At 72.8% G+C, this 20335-nt stretch carries 18 protein-coding genes; 10 read left to right on the top strand and 8 right to left on the bottom strand.

What is annotated here, in order from left to right:
- Positions 1 to 5 precede the first annotated feature (5 nt).
- The 4 genes from OG338_RS21325 to OG338_RS21310 all read left to right on the top strand — a co-directional run bounded on the left by OG338_RS21325 (position 6) and on the right by OG338_RS21310 (position 4399).
- On the top strand, positions 6 to 1412 hold the full coding sequence (locus OG338_RS21325; protein WP_405938841.1) for an FtsW/RodA/SpoVE family cell cycle protein: 1407 nt from the start codon (positions 6 to 8) through the stop codon (positions 1410 to 1412).
- Positions 1409 to 2866, top strand: coding sequence for a penicillin-binding transpeptidase domain-containing protein (locus tag OG338_RS21320; protein WP_405938840.1), 1458 nt, complete (start codon positions 1409 to 1411; stop codon positions 2864 to 2866). The genes OG338_RS21325 and OG338_RS21320 overlap by 4 nt, the downstream gene beginning before the upstream one ends.
- 4 nt (positions 2867 to 2870) lie before the next feature.
- On the top strand, positions 2871 to 4016 hold the full coding sequence (locus OG338_RS21315; RefSeq protein ID WP_405938839.1) for an amidase family protein: 1146 nt from the start codon (positions 2871 to 2873) through the stop codon (positions 4014 to 4016).
- 77 nt (positions 4017 to 4093) lie between these two features.
- Positions 4094 to 4399: an SCO0607 family lipoprotein gene (locus OG338_RS21310; RefSeq protein ID WP_405938838.1), complete on the top strand. Its 306-nt coding sequence runs from the start codon at positions 4094 to 4096 to the stop codon at positions 4397 to 4399.
- 7 nt (positions 4400 to 4406) lie between these two features.
- Here the strand turns inward: OG338_RS21310 and OG338_RS21305 are convergent, their stop codons facing one another.
- Complete coding sequence (locus OG338_RS21305) at positions 4407 to 5282, bottom strand: hypothetical protein (protein WP_405938837.1); 876 nt, start codon at positions 5280 to 5282, stop codon at positions 4407 to 4409.
- A gap of 72 nt (positions 5283 to 5354) precedes the next feature.
- On the bottom strand, positions 5355 to 6464 hold the full coding sequence (locus OG338_RS21300) for a ferritin-like domain-containing protein (protein ID WP_405938836.1): 1110 nt from the start codon (positions 6462 to 6464) through the stop codon (positions 5355 to 5357).
- 178 nt (positions 6465 to 6642) lie between these two features.
- On the opposite strand from OG338_RS21300, the gene OG338_RS21295 reads away from it, so the two are divergent.
- From OG338_RS21295 to OG338_RS21275, 5 genes are all read left to right on the top strand, one after another.
- Positions 6643 to 7578 carry a diiron oxygenase gene (locus tag OG338_RS21295; RefSeq protein WP_405938835.1) on the top strand — a complete coding sequence of 312 codons (936 nt, stop codon included), beginning with the start codon at positions 6643 to 6645 and terminating at the stop codon, positions 7576 to 7578.
- Between the two features lie 191 nt (positions 7579 to 7769).
- Positions 7770 to 8519 carry a TetR/AcrR family transcriptional regulator gene (locus tag OG338_RS21290; RefSeq protein ID WP_405938834.1) on the top strand — a complete coding sequence of 250 codons (750 nt, stop codon included), beginning with the start codon at positions 7770 to 7772 and terminating at the stop codon, positions 8517 to 8519.
- A gap of 17 nt (positions 8520 to 8536) precedes the next feature.
- Positions 8537 to 8821, top strand: coding sequence for a hypothetical protein (locus OG338_RS21285; protein WP_405938833.1), 285 nt, complete (start codon positions 8537 to 8539; stop codon positions 8819 to 8821).
- Positions 8822 to 8877: 56 nt separating this feature from the next.
- On the top strand, positions 8878 to 11649 hold the full coding sequence (locus OG338_RS21280) for a PQQ-binding-like beta-propeller repeat protein (protein WP_405938832.1): 2772 nt from the start codon (positions 8878 to 8880) through the stop codon (positions 11647 to 11649).
- Positions 11650 to 11826: 177 nt separating this feature from the next.
- Entirely contained in the window at positions 11827 to 12963 is a 1137-nt protein-coding gene (locus OG338_RS21275; protein WP_405938831.1) for an NlpC/P60 family protein, read from the top strand.
- Between the two features lie 25 nt (positions 12964 to 12988).
- Here OG338_RS21275 and OG338_RS21270 read toward each other — a convergent pair whose 3' ends face one another.
- The 5 genes from OG338_RS21270 to OG338_RS21250 are packed head-to-tail and all read right to left on the bottom strand — an operon-like array spanning position 12989 to position 18570.
- A complete protein-coding gene (locus tag OG338_RS21270; RefSeq protein ID WP_405938830.1) occupies positions 12989 to 14230 on the bottom strand; it encodes a styrene monooxygenase/indole monooxygenase family protein in 1242 nt (413 codons plus the stop codon).
- A 33-nt stretch (positions 14231 to 14263) separates the two neighbouring features.
- Complete coding sequence (locus tag OG338_RS21265) at positions 14264 to 14911, bottom strand: GTP-binding protein (protein ID WP_405938829.1); 648 nt, start codon at positions 14909 to 14911, stop codon at positions 14264 to 14266.
- Positions 14892 to 15308 (bottom strand): DUF742 domain-containing protein, encoded by a 417-nt coding sequence (locus tag OG338_RS21260; protein ID WP_018102680.1) that lies wholly within the window; start codon positions 15306 to 15308, stop codon positions 14892 to 14894. Before OG338_RS21260 ends, OG338_RS21265 begins: the two co-directional genes overlap by 20 nt.
- Complete coding sequence (locus tag OG338_RS21255; protein WP_405938828.1) at positions 15305 to 15784, bottom strand: roadblock/LC7 domain-containing protein; 480 nt, start codon at positions 15782 to 15784, stop codon at positions 15305 to 15307. The genes OG338_RS21260 and OG338_RS21255 overlap by 4 nt, the downstream gene beginning before the upstream one ends.
- The gene (locus tag OG338_RS21250; RefSeq protein WP_405938827.1) at positions 15781 to 18570 is read right to left on the bottom strand and encodes a nitrate- and nitrite sensing domain-containing protein; all 2790 of its coding nucleotides are present in this window, start codon (positions 18568 to 18570) and stop codon (positions 15781 to 15783) included. Before OG338_RS21250 ends, OG338_RS21255 begins: the two co-directional genes overlap by 4 nt.
- A 363-nt stretch (positions 18571 to 18933) precedes the next feature.
- Here OG338_RS21250 and OG338_RS21245 point away from each other — a divergent pair, with 363 nt between their 5' ends.
- The gene (locus OG338_RS21245) at positions 18934 to 19716 is read left to right on the top strand and encodes a hypothetical protein (RefSeq protein ID WP_405938826.1); all 783 of its coding nucleotides are present in this window, start codon (positions 18934 to 18936) and stop codon (positions 19714 to 19716) included.
- A 21-nt stretch (positions 19717 to 19737) separates the two neighbouring features.
- Here the strand turns inward: OG338_RS21245 and OG338_RS21240 are convergent, their stop codons facing one another.
- Positions 19738 to 20220 carry a MarR family winged helix-turn-helix transcriptional regulator gene (locus OG338_RS21240; protein WP_405938825.1) on the bottom strand — a complete coding sequence of 161 codons (483 nt, stop codon included), beginning with the start codon at positions 20218 to 20220 and terminating at the stop codon, positions 19738 to 19740.
- Positions 20221 to 20335: the final 115 nt, after the last annotated feature.

The raw sequence follows: 20335 nt of genomic DNA, 5'->3' as shown, positions 1-20335 counted from the left end.
GGGGCATGACCGCATCCACGGCGGACGCACCCCCGCCCGAGCTGCGCCTGCCCCGGCGGCGCGGCGTGGAACTCTCGCTCCTCATCGGGGCCGTCCTGATCTCCGTCTACGGCTACGCCGCGGTCGGGCTCGCCCACGACGACGCGGTGCCGCCCGATGTCGCGGGGTACGGCGGCGGGCTCGGGCTGCTGGCGCTGCTCGCGCATCTCGCGGTACGGCTCCGCGCCCCGTACGCCGATCCGCTGCTGCTGCCCATCGCCGTCCTGCTCAACGGGATCGGCCTGGTGCTGATCTACCGGCTCGATCTGGAGACCTCGGGCGACCGGGCGGCGACGACCCAGCTGATCTGGTCCACGATCGGCGTCGCGTTCTTCATCGCGGTCGTGGTGTTCCTGCGCGACCACCGGATGCTCCAGCGGTACGCGTATGTGTCGGTGGCCGCCGCGCTGGTCCTGATGATCGTGCCGATCTTCTTCCCGGCGGTGAACGGGGCGAAGATCTGGATCCGGGCCGGCGGTTTCTCCTTCCAGCCCGGCGAGTTCGCCAAGATCCTGCTCGCGGTGTTCTTCGCCGCCTACCTCGCGGCGAACAGCAACGCGCTCGCGTACACCGGCCGCAAGGTCTGGAGGTTCCAGCTGCCGACCGGACGGGTGCTCGGCCCGATCGTGGCGATCTGGCTGCTCAGCGTCGGCGTGCTGGTCCTGGAACGCGATCTGGGCACCTCGCTGCTGTTCTTCGGCCTGTTCGTGATCCTGCTGTACGTGGCGACCGGGCGCCGGGGCTGGATCGCGGTGGGGCTGCTGCTCGCGGCGGTCGGCGCGTTCGTCGTCGGCTCGTTCGAACCGCATGTGCACAGCAGGGTGCAGGACTGGCTCGATCCGTTCGCCTCGATCGACGCCGGGCGCGGTCCCGGCCAGCTGGCCCAGTCGCTGTTCGCCTTCGCGGCCGGCGGGATGCTCGGTACGGGGCTGGGGCTCGGGCACTCCGTCCTGATCGGGTTCGCCGCCAAGTCGGACTTCATCCTGGCGACGGCCGGCGAGGAGCTGGGGTACGCCGGGCTGACCGCGCTCTTCCTGCTGTACGCGCTGCTGGTGGCGCGGGGTTTCCGGGCGGGGCTCGCGCTGCGCGACGCGTTCGGGCGGCTGCTCTCGATCGGCCTCGCCTCGATCCTGGCGCTCCAGGTCTTCGTGATCGCGGGCGGGGTGACGGGGCTGATCCCGCTGACCGGGATGGCGATGCCGTTCCTGGCGCAGGGCGGTTCGTCCGTGGTCACCAACTGGATCATCGTGGCGCTGCTGATCCGGGTCAGCGATCTCGCCCGCAGGCCGGCGCCGGACGAGGTGGAGCCCGGCGTGGTGGCGTCGGTCCCGGCGGGCCCCCCGGAGCCGCCGGCCGCGGAGGACGAGCGGTGATCCGCTACATCCGGCACGCCGCCGCGTTCTGTCTGCTGCTGCTCGTGGCGCTGCTGGCCAACGCCGCCCGGGTCCAGGTCTTCGAGGCCGACGCACTGGACGACAACCCGGCCAACCGGCGTAACACCATCGCCCGTTACGACCAGCCGCGCGGCAACATCCTGGTCGACGGACGGCCCGTCACCGGCTCCAAGGACACCGGCGAGCAGCTGGCGTACGAGCGGACCTACCGCTATGGGCCGCTGTACGCGCCGGTGACCGGATACGCCTCGCAGACGTACGGCACCACCCTCATCGAGAACGCCGAGGACGGCATCCTCGCCGGCACCGACCCGCTGCTCGCCCCGCTCCCCCTGTGGGGCGAGGTGAGCCGGACGCAGCAGCCGGGCGGGGACGTCGTGACCACGGTCCGGGACGCGATGCAGCGTGCCGCGTACGAGGGTCTCGGCAACCGGCGGGGCGCGGTCGCCGCCGTCGAACCGTCGACCGGGCGCATCCTGGCCCTGGTCTCCACGCCCTCGTACGACCCCGGGCGGCTGTCCGGGACCGGCGCGGCCGTCACGGGCGCCTGGCGGGAGCTGAACGACGCGGAGAGCCGGCCCATGCTCGACCGGGCGATCCGGCAGACCTATCCGCCGGGCTCCACGTTCAAGATCGTGACGGCGGCGGCCGCGCTGGACGCGGAGGTCGTCACCGATCCGGACGAGGAGACCGACACCCCGTCCCCGTATGTCCTGCCGGGCACCTCGACCGTGCTGCCCAACGAGTCGCGCGGCTGCGAGAAGGCGTCCCTCGCGGACGCGATCCGGGTCTCCTGCAACACCGTGATGGCGCACCTGGGGGTGCGGGTCGGGCTGGACGGGATGGTGGCGGCGGCCGAGCGGTTCGGCTTCAACGACACCGGGCTGAAGATCCCGTCCGGGGTGGCGAAGAGCAACTTCGACACGGAGATGAGCGACGACCAGCTGGCGCAGTCCTCGATCGGCCAGTTCGACACCACCGCGACCCCGCTCCAGATGGCGATGGTCGCGGCGGCCGTCGCCAACGGCGGGGAGCTGATGTACCCGCACCTGGTGGAGCGGACGACCAAGCACGACGGGGCCACGGTCCGCACCACGGGGTCGAAGTCGTACCACCGGGCGATGAACCCGATGACGGCGACGCGGCTGCGGCAGATGATGGTCGACGTCGTCCAGGACGGTACGGGCTCGAACGCGGCGATCGACGGGGCGACGGTCGGCGGCAAGACCGGCACCGCCCAGCACGGCGTCGACAACTCCGACCTGCCGTACGCCTGGTTCATCTCCTGGGCGCAGGCGGACGGCGCGGCCCGCCCGGCGGTCGCGGTCGCCGTCGTCGTGGAGGACGCCGAGGCCGACCGCGTCGACATCAGCGGCGGCGGCAGCGCGGCCCCGATCGCCCGTGCCGTGATGGAGGCGGCTTTGGAAGACTGAACGCATGACCGCTTCCGGGGACATACGCGGCGAACTGCGCGAGGTGCTGGCCTCGATCGACCGCGAGGACCCGGCCCTGTGCGCCTTCCTCGACGTCTGGCCCGAGGACGCGCTCGCCCGGCTGCCCGCCGCGTCCCGGCTCCCGCTGTCCGGTCTCCCCTTCGCGGTGAAGGGCCCCACCGGCCTCCGTTCGTACGCGGCGCGCCGGCTGATCGCGGCGGGCGGCGTCCCGGTCGGCTCGACCTCCGTGCCCGGCCCGGGAACGTACTGGCAGACGTGGGGCCTCGGCCGGCACGGCCGAACGGCCAACCCCTGGCGCCCGGACCGGACTCCGGGCGGTTCCTCGGCGGGCTCGGCGGCGGCGGTCGCGGCGGGGCTGGTGCCGCTGGCGACGGGGAGTGACGGGGCGGGGTCGGTGCGCATTCCGGCCGCCTGGTGCGGGGTGTTCGGCCTGAAGACGACGAACGGCCTGCTGCCCTCGCCGGACCGGTCGGGGCTCGCGTCGGCCGGAGTGCTGGCGGCCTCGGCGGCGGAGGCGGGGACGTATCTGCGCTGTGTCCTGGACGGGTACGCGCGTGTTTCGCCGGTGCTGCCGCTGTCCGCCGCCTACAGCCCGGACCTGGGCTTCGCGGAGACCGAGCCGGAGGTGGCGGCGGTGGTGCGGGGCGCGGTGCGGCAGCTGGAGGCGGCCGGGGCCGTGCGGCTCGTCGGGGGCGGCTGCGATCTGCTGGACCCGGCGGCGGCGTGGTTCGCGGTGCGAGGCGGGGGCGTACGGGCCTCGGAGGCGGCGGTGCGGGACGGGAACGTACGGCCGCCGGAGGCGGAGGTGCGGGCGGAGAACGATCGCCGGCTGGACGCCTTCTTCGCCCGGACGCCGCTGCTGCTGACCCCGGTCACGCCCAACCGCCCGCATGGCCACGAGGGCCCGGGCGACACCTTCTCGACCGCGCTGACCTGGGCGTTCAACCTGGGCGGGCAGCCGGCGGCGAGCGTGCCCGCCGGGTTCACCGGGGACGGCTGCCCGGTGGGGCTCCAGCTGGTCGCCGCCCGGGGGCGGGACGCGGAACTGCTGGGCGCGGCGGGGGCGGTGGAGCGGGCGCTGTGGGGGCCGGGTGCGCCGTTCGCACGGGTACGCGGACCTCGTGGATGAGTACGTGTACTCAGGGCGGCCGGAGGGCGGGGCAGGCAGCCTGGACCGCGACCACCGTTCTTTGGAGGAGTGCCACGATGCGTACGACCAGTCGTCCCCGTTCGCTGCGGACCACCGCCGCCCTCGCCGCCGGCGGTGCGGTGTTCGCGCTGCTCACGTCCGCGTGCTCGACGGCGGACGCGGTGTGTTCCGGCGGCGAGTACCCGGTGCTGTACGTCGGCAGCACGGGCAGCGCGTGCGTGAAGGACGGCGAGGAGCCGCCCGAGGGGTACGCCCGCTACCCCGAGGGCAAGGTCCCGGAGCATGTGGACGACAAGTGGTGGACGTACTGGAACGAGCACAGCCTCGACAAGGACGGCAACATCATCGAGGTCTCGCAGTGACGGCCGGTCAGCCGGCCACCCCCGTCCCCGCCCCGATCGGCTTGCGCATCTCCTTGCGGACCTGGGCCGCCTGCCGGGCCGCCTCGGCGAGGTCGACCTCGTCGGGGTCCTGGAGCGCGGTCTCGGGGGTGACGACGGCGACGAAGGAGGCGGTGTTGTCGTCGCCCCAGGCGCACATGGGCAGGGTGCTGGTGATGTCCCCGTCCTCGGAGCGGACGACCTCGCAGGCGACGGTGATCCCGTAGCCCGCGGGGGTGAACTCCCGGGCGGGCACCGCCACGGTCATCCCCTCGGCCTCGGCGGCCCCCTTGAGGATCGTGTCGCGGGAGAACTCGGGCTTCTTGATGCGGCCCCACATCCCGGAGACGATCAGCGTCCCGCCGTCCTTGGACGTGTACTGCGTGACCACGGCCTTCGGGTCGCGGATGGTCGGGTCGTACGTGTCCTCGATGTCCTTGCCGTCCGTCGCCGAGGTGTCCGCCAGAAGGGTGTAGTCGCCCTCCAGCAGCGTCTTCGGCACGGTGAGCTTGTACTCGGCCGCCGGGAACCCGCCGGACCCGCCGGACACCGGCAGCTTGTCGTCGGCCTTGTCCCCCAGCTGTACGACGCCGAAGACGACGCCGCCGGCCACCAGGAGCGCCCCGACGACGACCGCCGCGATCACCCCGGGCCGGGTCCGCCGGGGCGGCGGGAACCCGGGCCCGCCGACCGGAGCCCCCCACGGCTGGGGCCCGCCGGGCGGGGCTCCCCAGGGCTGGGGCCCGGCGCCCTGCGGGGCTCCCCAGGGCTGCTGCTGGGCGTACGGATTCGGCTGGGGCTGCGGCGGCCCGTAGGGGCCCTGGGGTGCACCGTAAGGGTCCTGCGGCGGCGGGGGCATGCTCATGCCGCACAAGCTACGGCATGCGTACGCACCGCTTTCCGGGGCGGGCCCCGCCGTGCGCTCCCCCGCACGGGCTCACCCCTCCACCCCGCCCTGTGCGATCGCCTCGGACACCTCCGCCACCCGCGCCCGCTCCTCCGCCTCGAAGCGGTCCTTGTCGAGCTGTTCGGCTATCTCCTCGTCCTGGGCCATGAGCAGGTCGAGGCTGGAGTCGCCGAGTTCGAGGACGCCCATGTCGACGTACGCCTTCTGGAGCCGTTCGCCCCACAGGCCGATGTCCTTGACGCACGGGACGATGCGGCTGAACAGCAGCTTGCGGAAGAGCTGGAGGTATTCGGAGTGCTCCGAGAGCTCCTTCGCCTCCTGCTTGCCCACGCCGAAGTTCTCCAGGACCTCGACCCCGCTGAGCCGGTCGCGCATCAGGTAGCAGCCCTCGATGACGAACTCCTCGCGCTCGCGCCGTTCCGCGTCGCTGAGCTGCTGGTAGTAGTCGCGCAGCGCCATCCGGCCGAAGGCCACGTGGCGGGCCTCGTCCTGCATCACGTACGCCAGGATCTGCTTGGGCAGCGGCCGGGTCGTGGTGTCGCGGATCATGCCGAAGGCGGCCAGGGCCAGGCCCTCGATGAGGACCTGCATGCCGAGGTAGGGCATGTCCCAGCGGGAGTCGCGCAGGGTGTCACCGAGGAGGCCCTGGAGGTTGCTGTTGACCGGGTAGAGCATCCCGATCTTCTCGTGCAGGAAGCGGCCGTATATCTCCGCGTGCCGGGCCTCGTCCATCGCCTGGGTCGCGGAGTAGAACTTGGCGTCCAGGTCGGGGACGGCCTCCACGATGCGGGCGGCGCAGATCATCGCGCCCTGCTCGCCGTGCAGGAACTGGCTGAACTGCCAGGAGGTGTAGTGCTGCCGCAGCTCGCCCCGGTCCTTCTCGGTCATCCGCGCCCAGTGCGGGGTGCCGTACAGGGTCAGGGCCTCGTCGGGGGTGCCGAGCGGGTCGGCGGGGTCGACCTCCAGGCTCCAGTCGATGCGCTTGTTGCCGTCCCACTGCTTGTCCTTGCCCTTCTGGTACAGGGCGAGAAGGCGCTCACGGCCGTCGTCGTAGTCCCAGCTGAAGCGGGCGGCGCCGGTGGCGGGCACGGTCCACAGCGGTTCCTGGGGGGCGGTGGTGTAGAGGTCGTGGGTCGACACGGACGGGCTCCTTAGCCTCGCGACTGCCGGGAAGTCGGCGGGCTCCCCGCTCAGTTGGCAGGTTCACACGTTGGTAGACGCGCGGTCAACAAGTCGCGCGCAAGGGATTGACGGCCTTGCTGACAAGCAGTCTCATAGCGGGTGACCGTCGGTAACCCATGGGTGAGGTGGATCCGCGATGACGACCGTGACCGAAAGCGACCTCCAGACGCTCCGCGACGCACTCGGCCCGCTGCGCGGCCGCGAGCAGATCGCCGAACGGCTCCTGGAGGCGTCCGCCAAGCACTCCTTCGACCCCGACAAGGAGCTCGACTGGGACACACCGCCGGAGGACGGCAAGTGGTTCTGGCCGCCGGAGCTGGTCTCGCTGTACGACACCCCGCTGTGGCGGCGGATGTCGCACGACCAGCGGCAGGAGCTGGCCCGGCACGAGGCCGCGTCCCTCGCCTCGCTCGGCATCTGGTTCGAGATCATCCTCATGCAGCTGCTCGTACGGCATGTCTACGACAAGCCCCCGACCAGCAACCACGTCCGCTACGCGCTCACCGAGATCGCCGACGAGTGCCGGCACTCGATGATGTTCGGCCGCATGATCACCTGGGGCGGCGGGCCCACGTACACCGTGCCGCGCCGCTACCACAACATGGCGCGCGTCCTGAAGAGCGTGTCCACGACGCCGGGTTCGTTCGCCGGGACGCTCCTCGGCGAGGAAATCCTCGACTGGATGCAGCGGCTGACCTTCCCCGACGAGCGCGTCCAGCCCCTGGTACGCGGAGTGACCCGCATCCACGTCATCGAGGAGGCGCGGCACGTCCGCTACGCCCGCGAGGAGCTGCGCCGCCAGATGGTGACCGCGCCCCGCTGGGAACGCGAACTGGCCCGCGTCAGCTGTGGCCAGGCCGCCCGCGTCTTCTCCGTCTGCTTCATCAACCCGCGGGTGTACGAGAACGTCGGGCTGAACCGCCACGAGGCGGTCGCCCAGGTCAAGGCCAGCGGACACCGGGCGGAGGTCATGCAGACGGGCGCCCGGCGGCTGACCGACTTCTTCGAGGACATCGGCGTCCTGAACGGGGTGGGGCGCCGGCTCTGGAAGAGCTCGGGCCTGCTGGCGTGAGGGTGGGTGCGCTTAGGGCCTGTATTGAGTTGTGGCGCGGCGTCGCGACGCCCGGCACGCACGCTCACGGCACGGCCGAAATACCCAAGTAGCTCCGCTACGAGGACATCCCGACCGCACCGTGATCGCACGCACCGAACGCCGCTCCTTCTCCCGCGCCACAACTCAATACAGGCCCTAGTCTGGGGGCCATGACCCCAGCCGCCGCGCCGACCGGACGTGCGTACCGAAGACTCAGCGTCGAGGAGCGCCGCACCCAGCTGCTCGGCGCGGCCCTCACGCTCTTCGCGCACCGGTCCCCCGACGAGGTCTCGCTGGACGAGGTCGCGGCGGTGGCAGGGGTGTCGCGCCCGCTGGTCTACCGCTACTTCCCGGGCGGGCGGCAGCAGTTGTACGAGGCGGCGCTCCGTTCCGCCGCCGAGCAGCTGAAGCTGTGCTTCACCGAGCCGCCCGAGGGCCCGCCGACCGAGCGGGTGACCCGCGTCCTCGACCGCTATCTGGCCTTCGTGGACGAGCACGACGCCGGTTTCAGCGCACTGCTGCGGGGCGGCAGCGTCGCCGAGACGTCCCGGACGACCACCATCGTGGACGAGGTGCGGCGCGCGGCGGCCGAGCAGATCCTGTGCCATCTGGGGCAGGACGCGCACAGCGAACCCGCGCCCCGGATGAGCATGATGGTGCGCACCTGGATCGCCGCGGTCGAGGCCGCCTCGCTGATCTGGCTGGACGAGGGCAAGCGGCCGGACGCCGCCGAGCTGCGGGACTGGCTGGTCGACCAGTTCATCGGCCTGCTGGCCGTCACCTCGTCCTCGGACCCACGGACCGCGGCCGCCGTGGCCGCGCTGCTCCCCCTGGAGACCGTGGAGGGCCCGGCGGGACGCCTGGCGGACCGGCTGGCCCCGCTGACCGGCGCGGCCGCGCATCTGCTGCCGCCGGAGTGATCGGTCAGACTGACCCGGTGAGAAGTGAGAACACCGCCTTCGTCGGCGGCCCGCTGGACGGCCGGGTGCTGCCCGTCCTGACCGGCGCGACCGGCCACCCGCCCAAGTGGTACGAGGTCCCGGTCCCGGACGCGGCCGGCGGACCGCCCGCGGTGTACGCGTACCGCAGGACCCCGGCGGGTCACACGAAGCGGCTCGGCATCCAGCGGGGGTGGATCTACGAGTACGCCCCCGAGGGGCGCGAGCGGGCGCGGTGGCCGTGGTCGAAGCCGGGCGGTGGGCGGCAGGAACCACCCCACTAGGATCGAACGTCTGGTCCCTGGGGACGGGACGGGACGGTCACAAGGGGGGATGCGCCATGGAGGCGCCGCGTCAGGACGAGCCACGCCGCTTCGGTTCGTACACCGTGCTGGCCCGCTTGCGTGAGACGGCCGCCGCGGCGCAGTACCTCGCATACGGTACGGATCCCGCCGAGCTCGTCGTGGTCACCGCCGCCCGGCCCGGGCTCGCCGCCTCGCCCGCCTTCCGCCACCGCTTCGACGCGGAGGCGCGCCTTGCGGGCCGGCTCGCCGGGGGCTGGGTCGACGGGCCGCTGGAGACCCGCACGGACGGGTCCGACGCGCCGTGGACCGCCGCGGTGTACGTCCCCGCGCTGACCCTGGCCGAGGCCATAGAGGCCGCGGGACCACTGCCCGCGCGTGCTGTGCGGATACTGGGCGCGGGCCTGGCCGAGACCCTGTCCCGCGTCCACGCCACCGGCGCCGTGCTGCACGGCCTCGCGCCCGGGACCGTGCTGCTCGCCGAGGACGGCCCCCGGCTCACCGCCTTCGGCCCGCTGGGCGCGGCGGCCGAGGCATCGGCGGGCCCGGGCGGCCGGCTCTCCGTGCGGCTCGGCTATCTGACCCCCGAACAGCTCGCGGGCGAGGAGGCGGGCCCAGCCTCCGACCTCTTCGTGCTCGGCCTGCTGCTCGCCTACGCCGCGACCGGGACGACCCCGCTGGCGGATGGCCCTCCGGCCGAGGCCGCCGACCGCATCGCCGAGGCCGCCCCGGAACTCGGCGGTGTCCCCGACGAGTTGCGCGACCTGATCGCTCGCTGCCTGGCGAAGGACCCGGCCGACCGTCCCACGGCGGGCACGGTGGCCGCCGAACTCGCCCTGGAGGGAGCGGCCGCCCTGGCCGCGTCCGGCTGGCTCCCGGAGGAGCTGGCGGCGGCGGTGGCCGAACAAGGGTCCGGGGCCCGGCGGCTGGCGGGAGGGGCGGACTCGCCGACCGGCGCCGACGCCACGCCCGTAAGCACCGCCCCGCCCGTGAACCTGCCCGTGCCCGTAAAGAACACGTCTGTGGAGAACCCCGTGTCCGATCAGTATCCGGTGTCCGACGAGAACCCCTCGGGCGCCCGGGGTTCGAATGCCCCGAAGTCGTACGGGGATGTCTGGGACGCCGTCGCGCCCGCGCCCCGGCCGGAGCCCGAGCCCGACATACAGGACGCCGTGCCGCCGCGGCACGAGCCGACGCCGGTGCCCGAGTGGCAGCAGCCGACAGTCGCCGGTGGCAGCACGGGCCCCGACACGTCCGCCATCCCGGACACCCGCACCACGCAGCTCGGGGCGATCGGGCAGCCGGGGCAGCCTGTCCCGCCCGTCCAGCCCGGGCAGCAGGCTCCCTGGCCTGACCCGTCCGCGTACGGGTACCCGCAGGCCCAGCCCCAGCACCCGTACCAGCACCAGGCTCCTCAGCCCGCCCCCGTACCGCTGCCGCCCGCGCCCATCCCGAACATCGCACCGCCCGCCGAGCCGCGGCGCTCCGGGCCCAGCCGGCGCGGGCTGCTGTTCGGGGCGGTGGGCGGCGTGGCCGGGCTGCTGGTCGGCGGCGGGACACTGTACGCGCTGACGTCCGGCGAGGACGACGACAAGCCGGGCCCGGACCCGAAGCCGGCACCGACGTCGGGCGGGCCCAGCGTGGCAGGGCTCCCCCCGCAGCCCCAGTGGGTCTACAACCACCCGGCCTCCGATCCGCTCCCCCGGACCGCCGCGGTCTGCAGGAACCGCCTGCTGGTCCTCACCGACGACAGCCAGGCCACAGCCGTCGACCTGCGGACCGGCCGCCGGCTGTGGCAGAACGCGGACGGCGCGAAGGGCCAGGCGGCGCTGGCCGCGGACGACGAGTTCTGCTTCGTCGCGACGCCGACGGAGTTTCTGTGGCTGTCCGCCAAGGACGGCAAGACGGCCCATCGGGTCCCGTTCTCCGACGGCTTCCAGGGCGTGCCCGGCATGACGATCCGCACGCTGATCGGGTCGGAGGGCGCGACCATCTGGTTCACCGGCTCGCACCGGACCACCGTGAAGGCTCCGAAGCCGAAGAAGGGCCAGAAGCCCGGCAAGGACCAGCAAGTCGTCAAGTCGTACCTGTTCGGGTACGACATCGTGCAGCGCAAGGAGCTGTGGCGGACCCCGGTGCCCAGCGGCCGCGGCCCGATCGCGCCCGTCTTCCGGCTGATCGCGATCCGGCCCGACGCCATCGTCGTGCGGCAGGACTCTCGGACGCTCGCCCCGGCCGCCCTGAAGGCCGCCAAGAAGAAGGGCGTCTTCCGCAGCTTCGACCGTAAGACCGGCAAGGCGCAGTGGAGCCGCAGGTTCGGGAACGTCGCCCTCGACGGAGCGGCGGCCGGCGACGCGGAAGGCACCATCTACGCGGCGGACGGCGCTGATCTGCGCGCCTTCGAGACGCCCGCCGGCAAGGCGAAGTGGACGCTGAAGGGCACCCGGGGCTCCGTCTTCGGGACGTCCCTCCCCTCGGGCGACCTGCTCTACACCACGAACCGCAACCAGGAGGTGGGGGCGCTCGACCCCAAGACCGGGAAGCCGAAGTGGCACCGGTCCACGGAGGCGGCGGGCCACAAGGCTCCCGTGATCTCCGTCAGCGGCTCGGGCAGCACGGTGCTCGCGGCCGACCCCGGCCAGGTCACCGCGTTCGCGGCCTCCGACGGCAAGCGCCTCTGGAAGTTCCAGGACATCGGCAACCAGGCTCCGGACGGCGAGCCCGTCAAGGCCGGCTACCAGGTGCTGACGTACGACAAGACGGCGGTCGTCCGGCGCGGCCGCACGGTGTACGCGTTCCCGGTCGCCTGACCGCACCGCACCCGCCCGGCGTACGGGCCGCCGCCTTCCGGGCGAATCCGGAAGGCGGCAGGGGGTCCCCACGGCCGTGGCTTCTTGCATCGCCCCGTCGCACGGGTGAGCGTATGGACGAATTGCGCTCACTCATGGGGTAGTCGCACGATTCACCCCGGTTCCGGAGGTGATGTCGTGTCGTCGGGCACCCTGGTGCGTTCCCTCGGTACGGCGGCGCTGGCCGCCGTCGTCGTGGTCTCGCCGGCCACCGCCGTAGCCGCCCCCTCGCCCCCGCCGGGTGACAGCGTCGCCGGGCTGCTGACCGAGTTGCAGCGGCTCTACCAGCAGGCCGAAGCGGCCACCGAGACGTACAACGGCACGGCGGCCGAGCTGAAGAAGCGGACCGCGCGGGCGAAGAAGCTCGACGCGGCCCTCGTCGCCGCGCGCCGTTCGCTGGACAGGGGGCGTGACGCGGCCGGGCAGCTGGCCCGCGAGCAGTATCAGGGGCGGTCCGAGCTCTCCGCGTATCTGCGGCTGCTGCTGATGCGCGACCCGGAGGCCGCCCTGACCCAGGGACAGGTCATCCAGCGCCTCGCCGCCGGGCGGGTGGCGGCCGTGCAGCGGCTCGGCGCGGCCGAGAAACGGGCCGGCGAGCTGGCGAAGGAGTCCCGGAAGGTGCTCGCCGAGCAGCGGACCCTGGCCGCGCGGAAGAAGAAGGACCGCGACACCGTACGCACCCGGCTGAAACAGGTGGAGGCGAAGATCGCCTCGCTCTCCGCGGATCAGCTCGCCGATGTCTCGGGGCTGGAGCGGAAGAACACGGACCAGGCCCAGAGCGCCCTGGTGGCCTCCGGCGCGCTGTCCTCGTCCCGGCCGCCGACCGCCCAGGGCGGCGAGGCCGTCGGGTACGCGGTCCGGCAGATCGGCAAGCCGTATGTGTGGGGCGCGGAGGGACCCGGTTCGTTCGACTGCTCCGGGCTCACCTCGCAGGCGTGGGCGAGTGCCGGCCGCGTCATCCCGCGCACCTCGCAGGAGCAGTGGCGGCAGCTGACCAGGGTCCCGATGAACGCGCTGCGCCCCGGCGATCTGGTGGTGTACTTCCCGGAGGCGACCCATGTGGCGCTGTACATCGGCAACGGCCTGGTGGTGCAGGCGCCCCGGCCCGGCGCCAGCGTGAAGGTGTCGCCCGTGGCGTCCAATCCGGTGCTCGGCGCGGTCCGGCCCGACCCGGCCGGCACGCCGCTCGCCTCGTACCGGGGCCCGGAGCTGCCCGCCGGGGCGACGGACGGTTCGGACGAGGGGTACGGCTCCTCCTCGGCCCCGGCCTCGTAACGGCCGGGACCGGAGGGGCGCCGGGTCAGGCGGCCGGGCCCGCCACCGAGGCGAGGTAGGCGTCGGCCTTCTCCGGCTCGAAGAAGAAGTTCTCGAAGTCCGCCGGGTCGTTGAAGCCGTTGGCGAAGCGGTCCGCGACCGGCGGGAGCTGTCCGGCGGCGCCGATCAGATTCAGCACGTGCTCCGGCGGGACGCCGAGCATCGCGTTGGTCCACTTGGTGACGTGCTGGGCGGTGTCCCAGTACCGGTCGAACGTGGCCCGCATCCACGCCTCGTCGAACTCGCGGTCGCCGTGCTCCACGATCGCGTCGAGGTAGGCGGCCGCGCACTTGGACGCCGAGTTGGAACCCTGTCCGGTGATCGGGTCGTTGGCGACGACGACGTCCGCGACGCCGAGCACCAGACCGCCGCCGGGCAGCCGGCCGACCGGCTTGCGGACGGTGGGGGCGTAGCGGCCGGCGAGGGTGCCGTTGGCGTCGGTCAGCTCGACCTTGGTGGCGCGGGCGTACTCCCAGGGCGTGAAGGTCTCCATCAGCTCCAGGGTCTTCGCCAGGTGCTCGGAGGGGTCCTTGACGCCCTGGAACGCGTCGAGCGGCCCGCCCGGGACGCCCTCCCAGAACAGGATGTCGGCGCGGCCGGACGTGGTCAGGGTCGGCATCACGAACAGCTCGCCGACGCCCGGGACCAGGTTGCAGCGGACCGCGTCGAAGTCGGGGTGCTCCGGGCGCGGGCCCATGCCGTGGACGTAGGCGACGGCCAGCGCGCGCTGCGGCGCGTCGAACGGCGAACGGGCGGCGTCCCGGCCGAACATCGAGACCAGCTCGCCCTTGCCCGCGGCGACCATCACCAGGTCGTAGGTGCGGGAGAAGTAGTCCAGGTCGGAGACGGCCGCGCCGTGGATGACGAGCTGGCCGCCGCGCTGGGCGAAGGTGTCCATCCAGCCGGCCATTTTGACGCGCTGGTCCACGGACTGGGCGTATCCGTCGAGCTTGCCGACCCAGTCGACGGCCCGCGAGGAATCGGGGGCGGCGACCGAGACGCCGAGGCCCTCGATGCGGGGGGCCTGGGACTCCCAGAAGTTGAGCCGGAGGTCCCGCTCGTGCTGGAGCGCGGTGTGGAACATGCACTGCGTGGACATGACCCGCCCGGAGCGGATCTCGTCGGCGGTGCGGTTGGACATCAGGGTGACTTCGTATCCCTTGGACTGAAGTCCCAGGGCGAGCTGGAGCCCGGACTGACCGGCTCCGACTATCAGTATCTTCCGCATCGCGGTTCTCCGTTGTGTGTGATCAGAAAGGCTCTAGGCCGGGGTGGCGTCGAGGGCGTGGCCGACGAGGGCCAGCAGGGACTCGACCACCGTGATCCTGTTGCGCGCGTCCATGATCACTATGGGCACGTGCGCCGGTACGGTCAGGGCCTCCCGGACGTCTTCGGCCTCGAAGCCCGGCGTCCCCTCGAAGTGGTTGACGGCCACGATGTACGGCAGTCCGCAGCTCTCGAAGTAGTCGAGGGCGGGGAAGCAGTCGGCGAGGCGGCGGGTGTCGGCCATGACGACGGCACCGATCGCACCGCGCACCAGGTCGTCCCACATGAACCAGAACCGCTGCTGGCCCGGGGTGCCGAACACGTACAGCACGAGGTCGTCGTCCAGCGTGAGCCGGCCGAAGTCCATGGCGACGGTCGTGGTGGCCTTGTCCGGGGTGGCGCTGAGGTCGTCGGTGTCCTCGCTGGCCCGGGTCATCATGGCCTCGGTCTGCAACGGGGTGATCTCGGAGACCGCGGTCACGAAGGTGGTCTTGCCGACGCCGAAGCCGCCCGCGACCACGATCTTCGTGGCGATCGGGGCCCGGGTGCGGTCCAGCTGCCAGGGCTGGAGCTGCTCCTCGGGCCGCTCCTCCGGGCCCGGCTGCCGCGGCGCGAACAGCGACTCAGAGACGGCGGAGTCCATCGAGCACCCTTTCGAGCAGTGCGCGGTCGGGCTGGCCGGTGCCGTGCCCGGTCCCGTACACGCGGATCTTTCCCTGGTCGGCCAAGTCGCTGAGCAGCACCCGGACCACGCCGAGCGGCATCTTCAGCAGCGCCGAGATCTCGGCGACGGTACGCATCCGGCGGCAGAGCTCGACGATGGCCCTCAGCTCCGGCATCAGACGGGTCGCCAGATTGCCGTTGGTGAGCTCGCGGCGCTCCTCGGGGGCCTCCAGCGCGGCGACGAACGTCTCGACCAGCAGGACGTGTCCGAAGCGGGTGCGGCCGCCGGTGAGCGAGTACGGGCGGACCCGCGCGGGCCGTTTGCCGGCCCCCCGGACGGGCAGTTTGCGGGCGGGTCCGGCTGCGGCGTGGCTCACTGGGCGCTCTCCATCGATTTGCGCAGCTCACTGCGGAGTTCGGGGGTGAGTACGTGTCCGGCTCGGCCGACGAACAGCGCCATGTGGTACGCGATGACGCCCATGTCGCAGTCGGGCGCGGCGTGCACCCCGAGCAGTGATCCGTCGCTGATCGACATGACGAAGACGCTGCCCTCCTCCATGGCGACCATGGTCTGTTTCACGCCGCCGCCGTCCATCAGCTTCGCGGCGCCGACGGTGAGGCTGCCGATGCCGGAGACGATGGTCGCCAGGTCGGCGCTGGAACCTCGCGGTCCGCTCCGCGGGGCCGCCGGCTCGGCGGCGTGGTGGCCGGGGTCGGAGGACAGCAGCATCAGCCCGTCGGACGAGACGACGGTGACCGAGTGGACCCCTGGCACCTCCTCCACGAGATTGCTCAGCAACCAGTGCAGGTTCCGGGCCTCGGTACTCAGCCCGAATGTGCTGGGCGCAGTCAACTGCGTGCCTCCTCGACTGTGTCCCCCGTCTCTCCGGTCCGGCCGTCGCTACGGCCTGCCGGCTCGGCGTGCTCGGTACGTGTGGGGCTCGCGCCCTCGGCGAGTTCGGCCTCGACGTCACGGCGGCCGTCCCTGGCCCCCTGCTGAAAGCCGCCGAGCCTGCGCCGCAGGGCCTCCTTGTCGACGCTCCCCCGCCGCTCGGCCACGGGCGCCCCGGCGGGCCGCACGACCTTGGGCGTCCGCTTGGGCAGCCCCTTGTCGGTGACCGGGTCGGCCTCGGGCCGACGGGGGGCGGGCACGGCGTCCGCCGGCGCGGGGGCCTCGGTGGTCACGGGGGCCGGGGCCTCGTCGGCGGCGCGCTCGTGGCGGTCGGGGCCGATGGCGTAGGGGCCGGCGTCCGCCGGATCTGCCGCGTCCGCCGCCTGCGGCGGCTTGGGCAGGCGGACCTGGAGGGTGCGCTCGGGGTCGGCCTCGGGCTCCGGCTCGGGGGCGGGCTCCGGCTCGGGGGTCACATCGGCTTCAGGGCCCTCCGGCGCATCCGGCGCCTCCGCCAGGGCCCGTTCCGCCGCCGCGATCATCGGGTCGTCCGAGGTGGGCGCACCGCGCCCCGGCAGGGTGTTGGAGTTGGCCTCGGCGACCGAGCCGGGGAGGTTCAGCGTGGGGGCGTCGCCCGGGGCGGTTACGGGTGGGGGTGTCGCCGCCGGGAGGGCCTTGGGCAGCAGGGCCCCCGGGAGGACGACGACCGCGGTCACCCCGCTCCCCTTCTGCTCGCGCAGCTCCACGCGTACGCCGTGCCGGGCGGCGAGCAGCGAGGTGACCTGGAGGCCGAGCCCGGCCCCGTCCGCGTTCTGCTCGCCGGCCTCGAAGAGGGCCGGGTCGGCGAGGCGGGTGTTGAGTTCGCCCATCCGTACGGCGGACATGCCGATGCCCTCGTCCTGGACGGAGAGCATCACCTCGCCGCTCTCCAGGAGCCAGCCGGAGAGCTGGATGTGAGAGTCGGGCGGCGAGAACGAGGTGGCGTTCTCCAGCAGCTCCGCGACCAGATGGCTGAGGTCGTCGGCGGCGAACCCGGCGACCTGGGCGTGCGGCGGCAGGGACTGGATGGTGACCCGCTCGTACCGCTCGATCTCGCTGACGGCCGCGCGCAGGACGTCGACCAGCGGGATCGGGCCCGGGTGGCCGTGGCCGTGGTCCGCGCCCGCCAGGACCAGCATGTTCTCGCTGTGGCGGCGCATGACCGTGGCCATGTGGTCGAGCTTGAAGAGGGTGGCGAGCCGTTCCGGGTCCTGCTCGCGCTCCTCCAGGGACTCGATGACGCCGAGCTGCCGTTCGACCAGGCCGAGGGTGCGCAGCGAGAGGTTGACGAAGGTGTGGTGGACGGTGTTCCTCAGCTTCTCCAGCTGGGTCGCGAGGTCCGCCGCGTGCACCTGGAGTTCGGCGCGCTGCACCGTAAGGGCCTCGCGTCCGGCGAGCAGTTCGGCGCGCTCGGTCTCCAGGTTCTCGAAGCGCCCGTCGAACTGCTGAAGCAGCTCTCGCAGGCGGCCGTGCAGGGCGTTGATGGAGCGGACGGTCTGGGCGAACTCGTCGTTGCGGCCGGTGTAGCGGACCGGCTCGGCGGTGGCGGGTTCGGCGGCGAGGCGGGCGGCGCCGATCCGGAGCACGGCGAGCGGCTGGGTGAGGGTGCGGGCGACGGCGGTGGAGACGGCGACCGCGACGAGGAAGCAGCCGCCGAGGAGCGCGATGCGCAGTTCCAGGGCGGTGACGTCGTCGTCGCGGAGCTGTTCGAGGCCCCGGACCTGGGTGGTGCCGAGCGCGGCCTCCACGGAGCGCATCCGGTCGACGCGGGCGGTGAGGGCCGCGGCGACCTTCTTGCCGCTGACCTTCAGGTCGTCGTCGGAGAGCTCGGGGCGGTCGGTCAGCTCGGCGAGGTATTTCTCGGCGCTGTTGACCTCGGGTCCGGTGACGGTGGAGGCCAGCTTGTCGCGGGCGGTGGCGCCGGCGGACTGGTCGAAGTCGGCGAGCGCGGAGAGTTCGCCGACCCGGGCCCGCTGGGCGGCGGCGCTCAGCTCGTCCCGGGTGCGGTCCTCCTTGGTCTCGCCCTCGTCCTCGCTCTGCACGGGCAGCCCGGTGAACGGGTCGGTGCGCGGCGGCGCCGGCTCCGGGCGGGGCACGGCGAGCGCGGCGAGCAGCAGCCCCCGGGCGGCCGACGCCTCCTCGGTGGCCCGGCCGAGCGCCTGCGGGGTGCGGGTGGCGTCGGCGGCGCGCGGCGGGGTGGAGCGGGCGAGCTGGTCGGCGAGGCCGTGGAGTTTGGCGATGACCTCGGAGTACGCCCGATGGGCCTCCAGGGCCGTGCCCTTGCCGCTGATCGCGTCGCGGCGCAGGGACGGGACGGTGGAGAGGTCGCGCAGGAGGTCGGCCGGGGCCGCCGCCCGGATCTCGTCCACCTGCTGGTCGACGCGGGCGCCCCGGTCGCCCGGCTCGCCGTCCCGGCCGCCCGCGATGTAGACGGTGACCTCGTCGCGCTCGTCGGCGAGGGAGTGGGCCAGGGAAATCGCCTGCTGGTTCAGCTGGGCGAGGGTGACCAGGTGCTGCGAGTCGGTGAGGTCGGACGAGGCGGCGAGCACGGCCGGTGTCCCCGCCGCTATGGCGGTGATCCCGACGACGGCGACACCCGCGACCAGCCGGCTGCGGACGCGTACACGGCGACCGCCCTCGGCCCGGTCCGTCGGCGCCGCCTCGGAACCGCTGTTGCTGCCGCCCTTGCTCCGAGGCCGCTTCTTCTGCACCGGTGCTCGCAATCTCGACTCGTCCGCCCTTGAAGCAGAGGTGACGCACGGTCACATGAACGAGCGTCCCGCCCCCTGGTACGGCTTCCGACCATTCCAGTGCTTTTCAGGAGGGGGCGCGCATCAACCGCTCCGCCACACGAACGAGTGAACAACACTCCGGAGTTGGCGAACAAGTCTCCCCGGCGGGACCCGGCGCCATGCGTGGACACCGGCTGGAACTTCCGCCCGGGCTTTGGCAGGATGCCCGCCCGCATCTCGGGGCGGAGGGGCTCCTTCCGCCCCGTCACGCTTCTGACCTGCTGGTACACACCAATCGCGGTGCGGTGCAGGCACGGTGAAGGCATCGTGCAGACTGACCGTATGCGTATCGAACTCGCGACCGCCCCCGGCGCTCCGGACCGCCCGAACGAGGACTGGACGGCCTCGGTCCTCCCCGCCTCCGGTCGGGGCGGCGGGCTGGTGCTGCTGGACGGTGTGACCCCGCCGAAGGGCGATGCCGGTTGTGTGCACCCGGTTCCGTGGTTCACCGCCCGGCTGGGTGGGGCCCTGGTTGAACTGTCCGGTTCGCGGCGGGATCTGACCTTGCGGGAGGTCCTCGCGGAGTCCATCCGGCGCACCGCGGACGCTCACCGCTCGACCTGTGACCTTTCTCACGTACGTACGCCGCAGGCAACCGTCGTCGTGGTGCGTTGGGACGAGGCCGAGGTGGAGCACCTGGTGCTGTCCGATTCGGTGCTGCTGCTCGCCTCGCCCGCCGGGGACGTCCGCGCGGTGCTGGACGACCGGCTCGACCGGCTGCCCCGGGAGTTTCTGGTGTCGGACGCGGTGGCGGACGCCCGGGCGCGCAACAAGGAGGGCGGCTTCTTCACGGCCGCCGCCGACCCGGCCGTGGCGGAGCGCGCGGTCACCGGGCGGACGCCGCGCGCCGGGGTGCGGGCCCTGGCGGCGCTGACGGACGGGGCGAGCCGCTGGACGGAGATGTTCGGCGAGGGCGACTGGGCGGCATGCCTCGGAATCCTGGAGAAGGAGGGCCCGCAGGCGCTGATCGACCGGGTCCGCGCCCTGGAGGACGCGGACACGGAGCGTAAGCATCTCCGGGGCAAGACCCACGACGACGCGACGGCGGCGTACGTACGGCTGTGAGGCATCGCGCACCCCGCGCGCTCAGTCCTCGGCGCGCGCGTTCAGCTGGTGCAGCAGGCGGGCGAGTTCCGCGACCTCGGCGCGGTCCCAGTCGGCCAGCTTGCGGACGTAGCGGTCGCGGCGGGCGTCGCGGACGCTCCGGAAGCGGGCCAGCCCTTCCTCGGTGAGGTGCACGAGAAACGCGCGCCCGTCGGCCGGATCGGGCTCGCGCGCCACCAGGCCGAGCGCTTCCAGGGCGCGGAGCTGCCGGCTCATGGTGGCCTTGCCGACGCCGAAGTAGGCGGCGAGATCGGTGGCCCGCTGCCGGCCGGCGGATTCCAGGCGTACGAAGAGGCCGTAGGCGGCCGCCTCCAGTTCGGGATGGACCTCGCGTGCCATCTCGCCGGAATTGGCCCGCGCGCGGCGCAGAAAGACGGCCAACTCCAGCTCCAGGGCGAGGAATTCGTGGTCCACACCACTTCCTCCGGTAGCGCCGGGTTTACGCCCGCTTTCACTCCCGTGCACGTCAACTCCCCTCAAGAGCTTTCCCGCAGATGAAAGTTTCTTCCGCCGACGGCCATCGCCGCAGCTCCGCCAGTATTTCGCAGGAGTAGACCAACGGCGCCGTCCAGCCCCCCTT

It is taken from the genome of Streptomyces sp. NBC_00726 (assembly GCF_045161735.1).
Classification (GTDB): Bacteria; Actinomycetota; Actinomycetes; order Streptomycetales; family Streptomycetaceae; genus Streptomyces.
The sequence above is the reverse complement of the archived record's forward strand: the minus strand, read 5'-3'. Positions and strand labels throughout refer to the sequence as shown.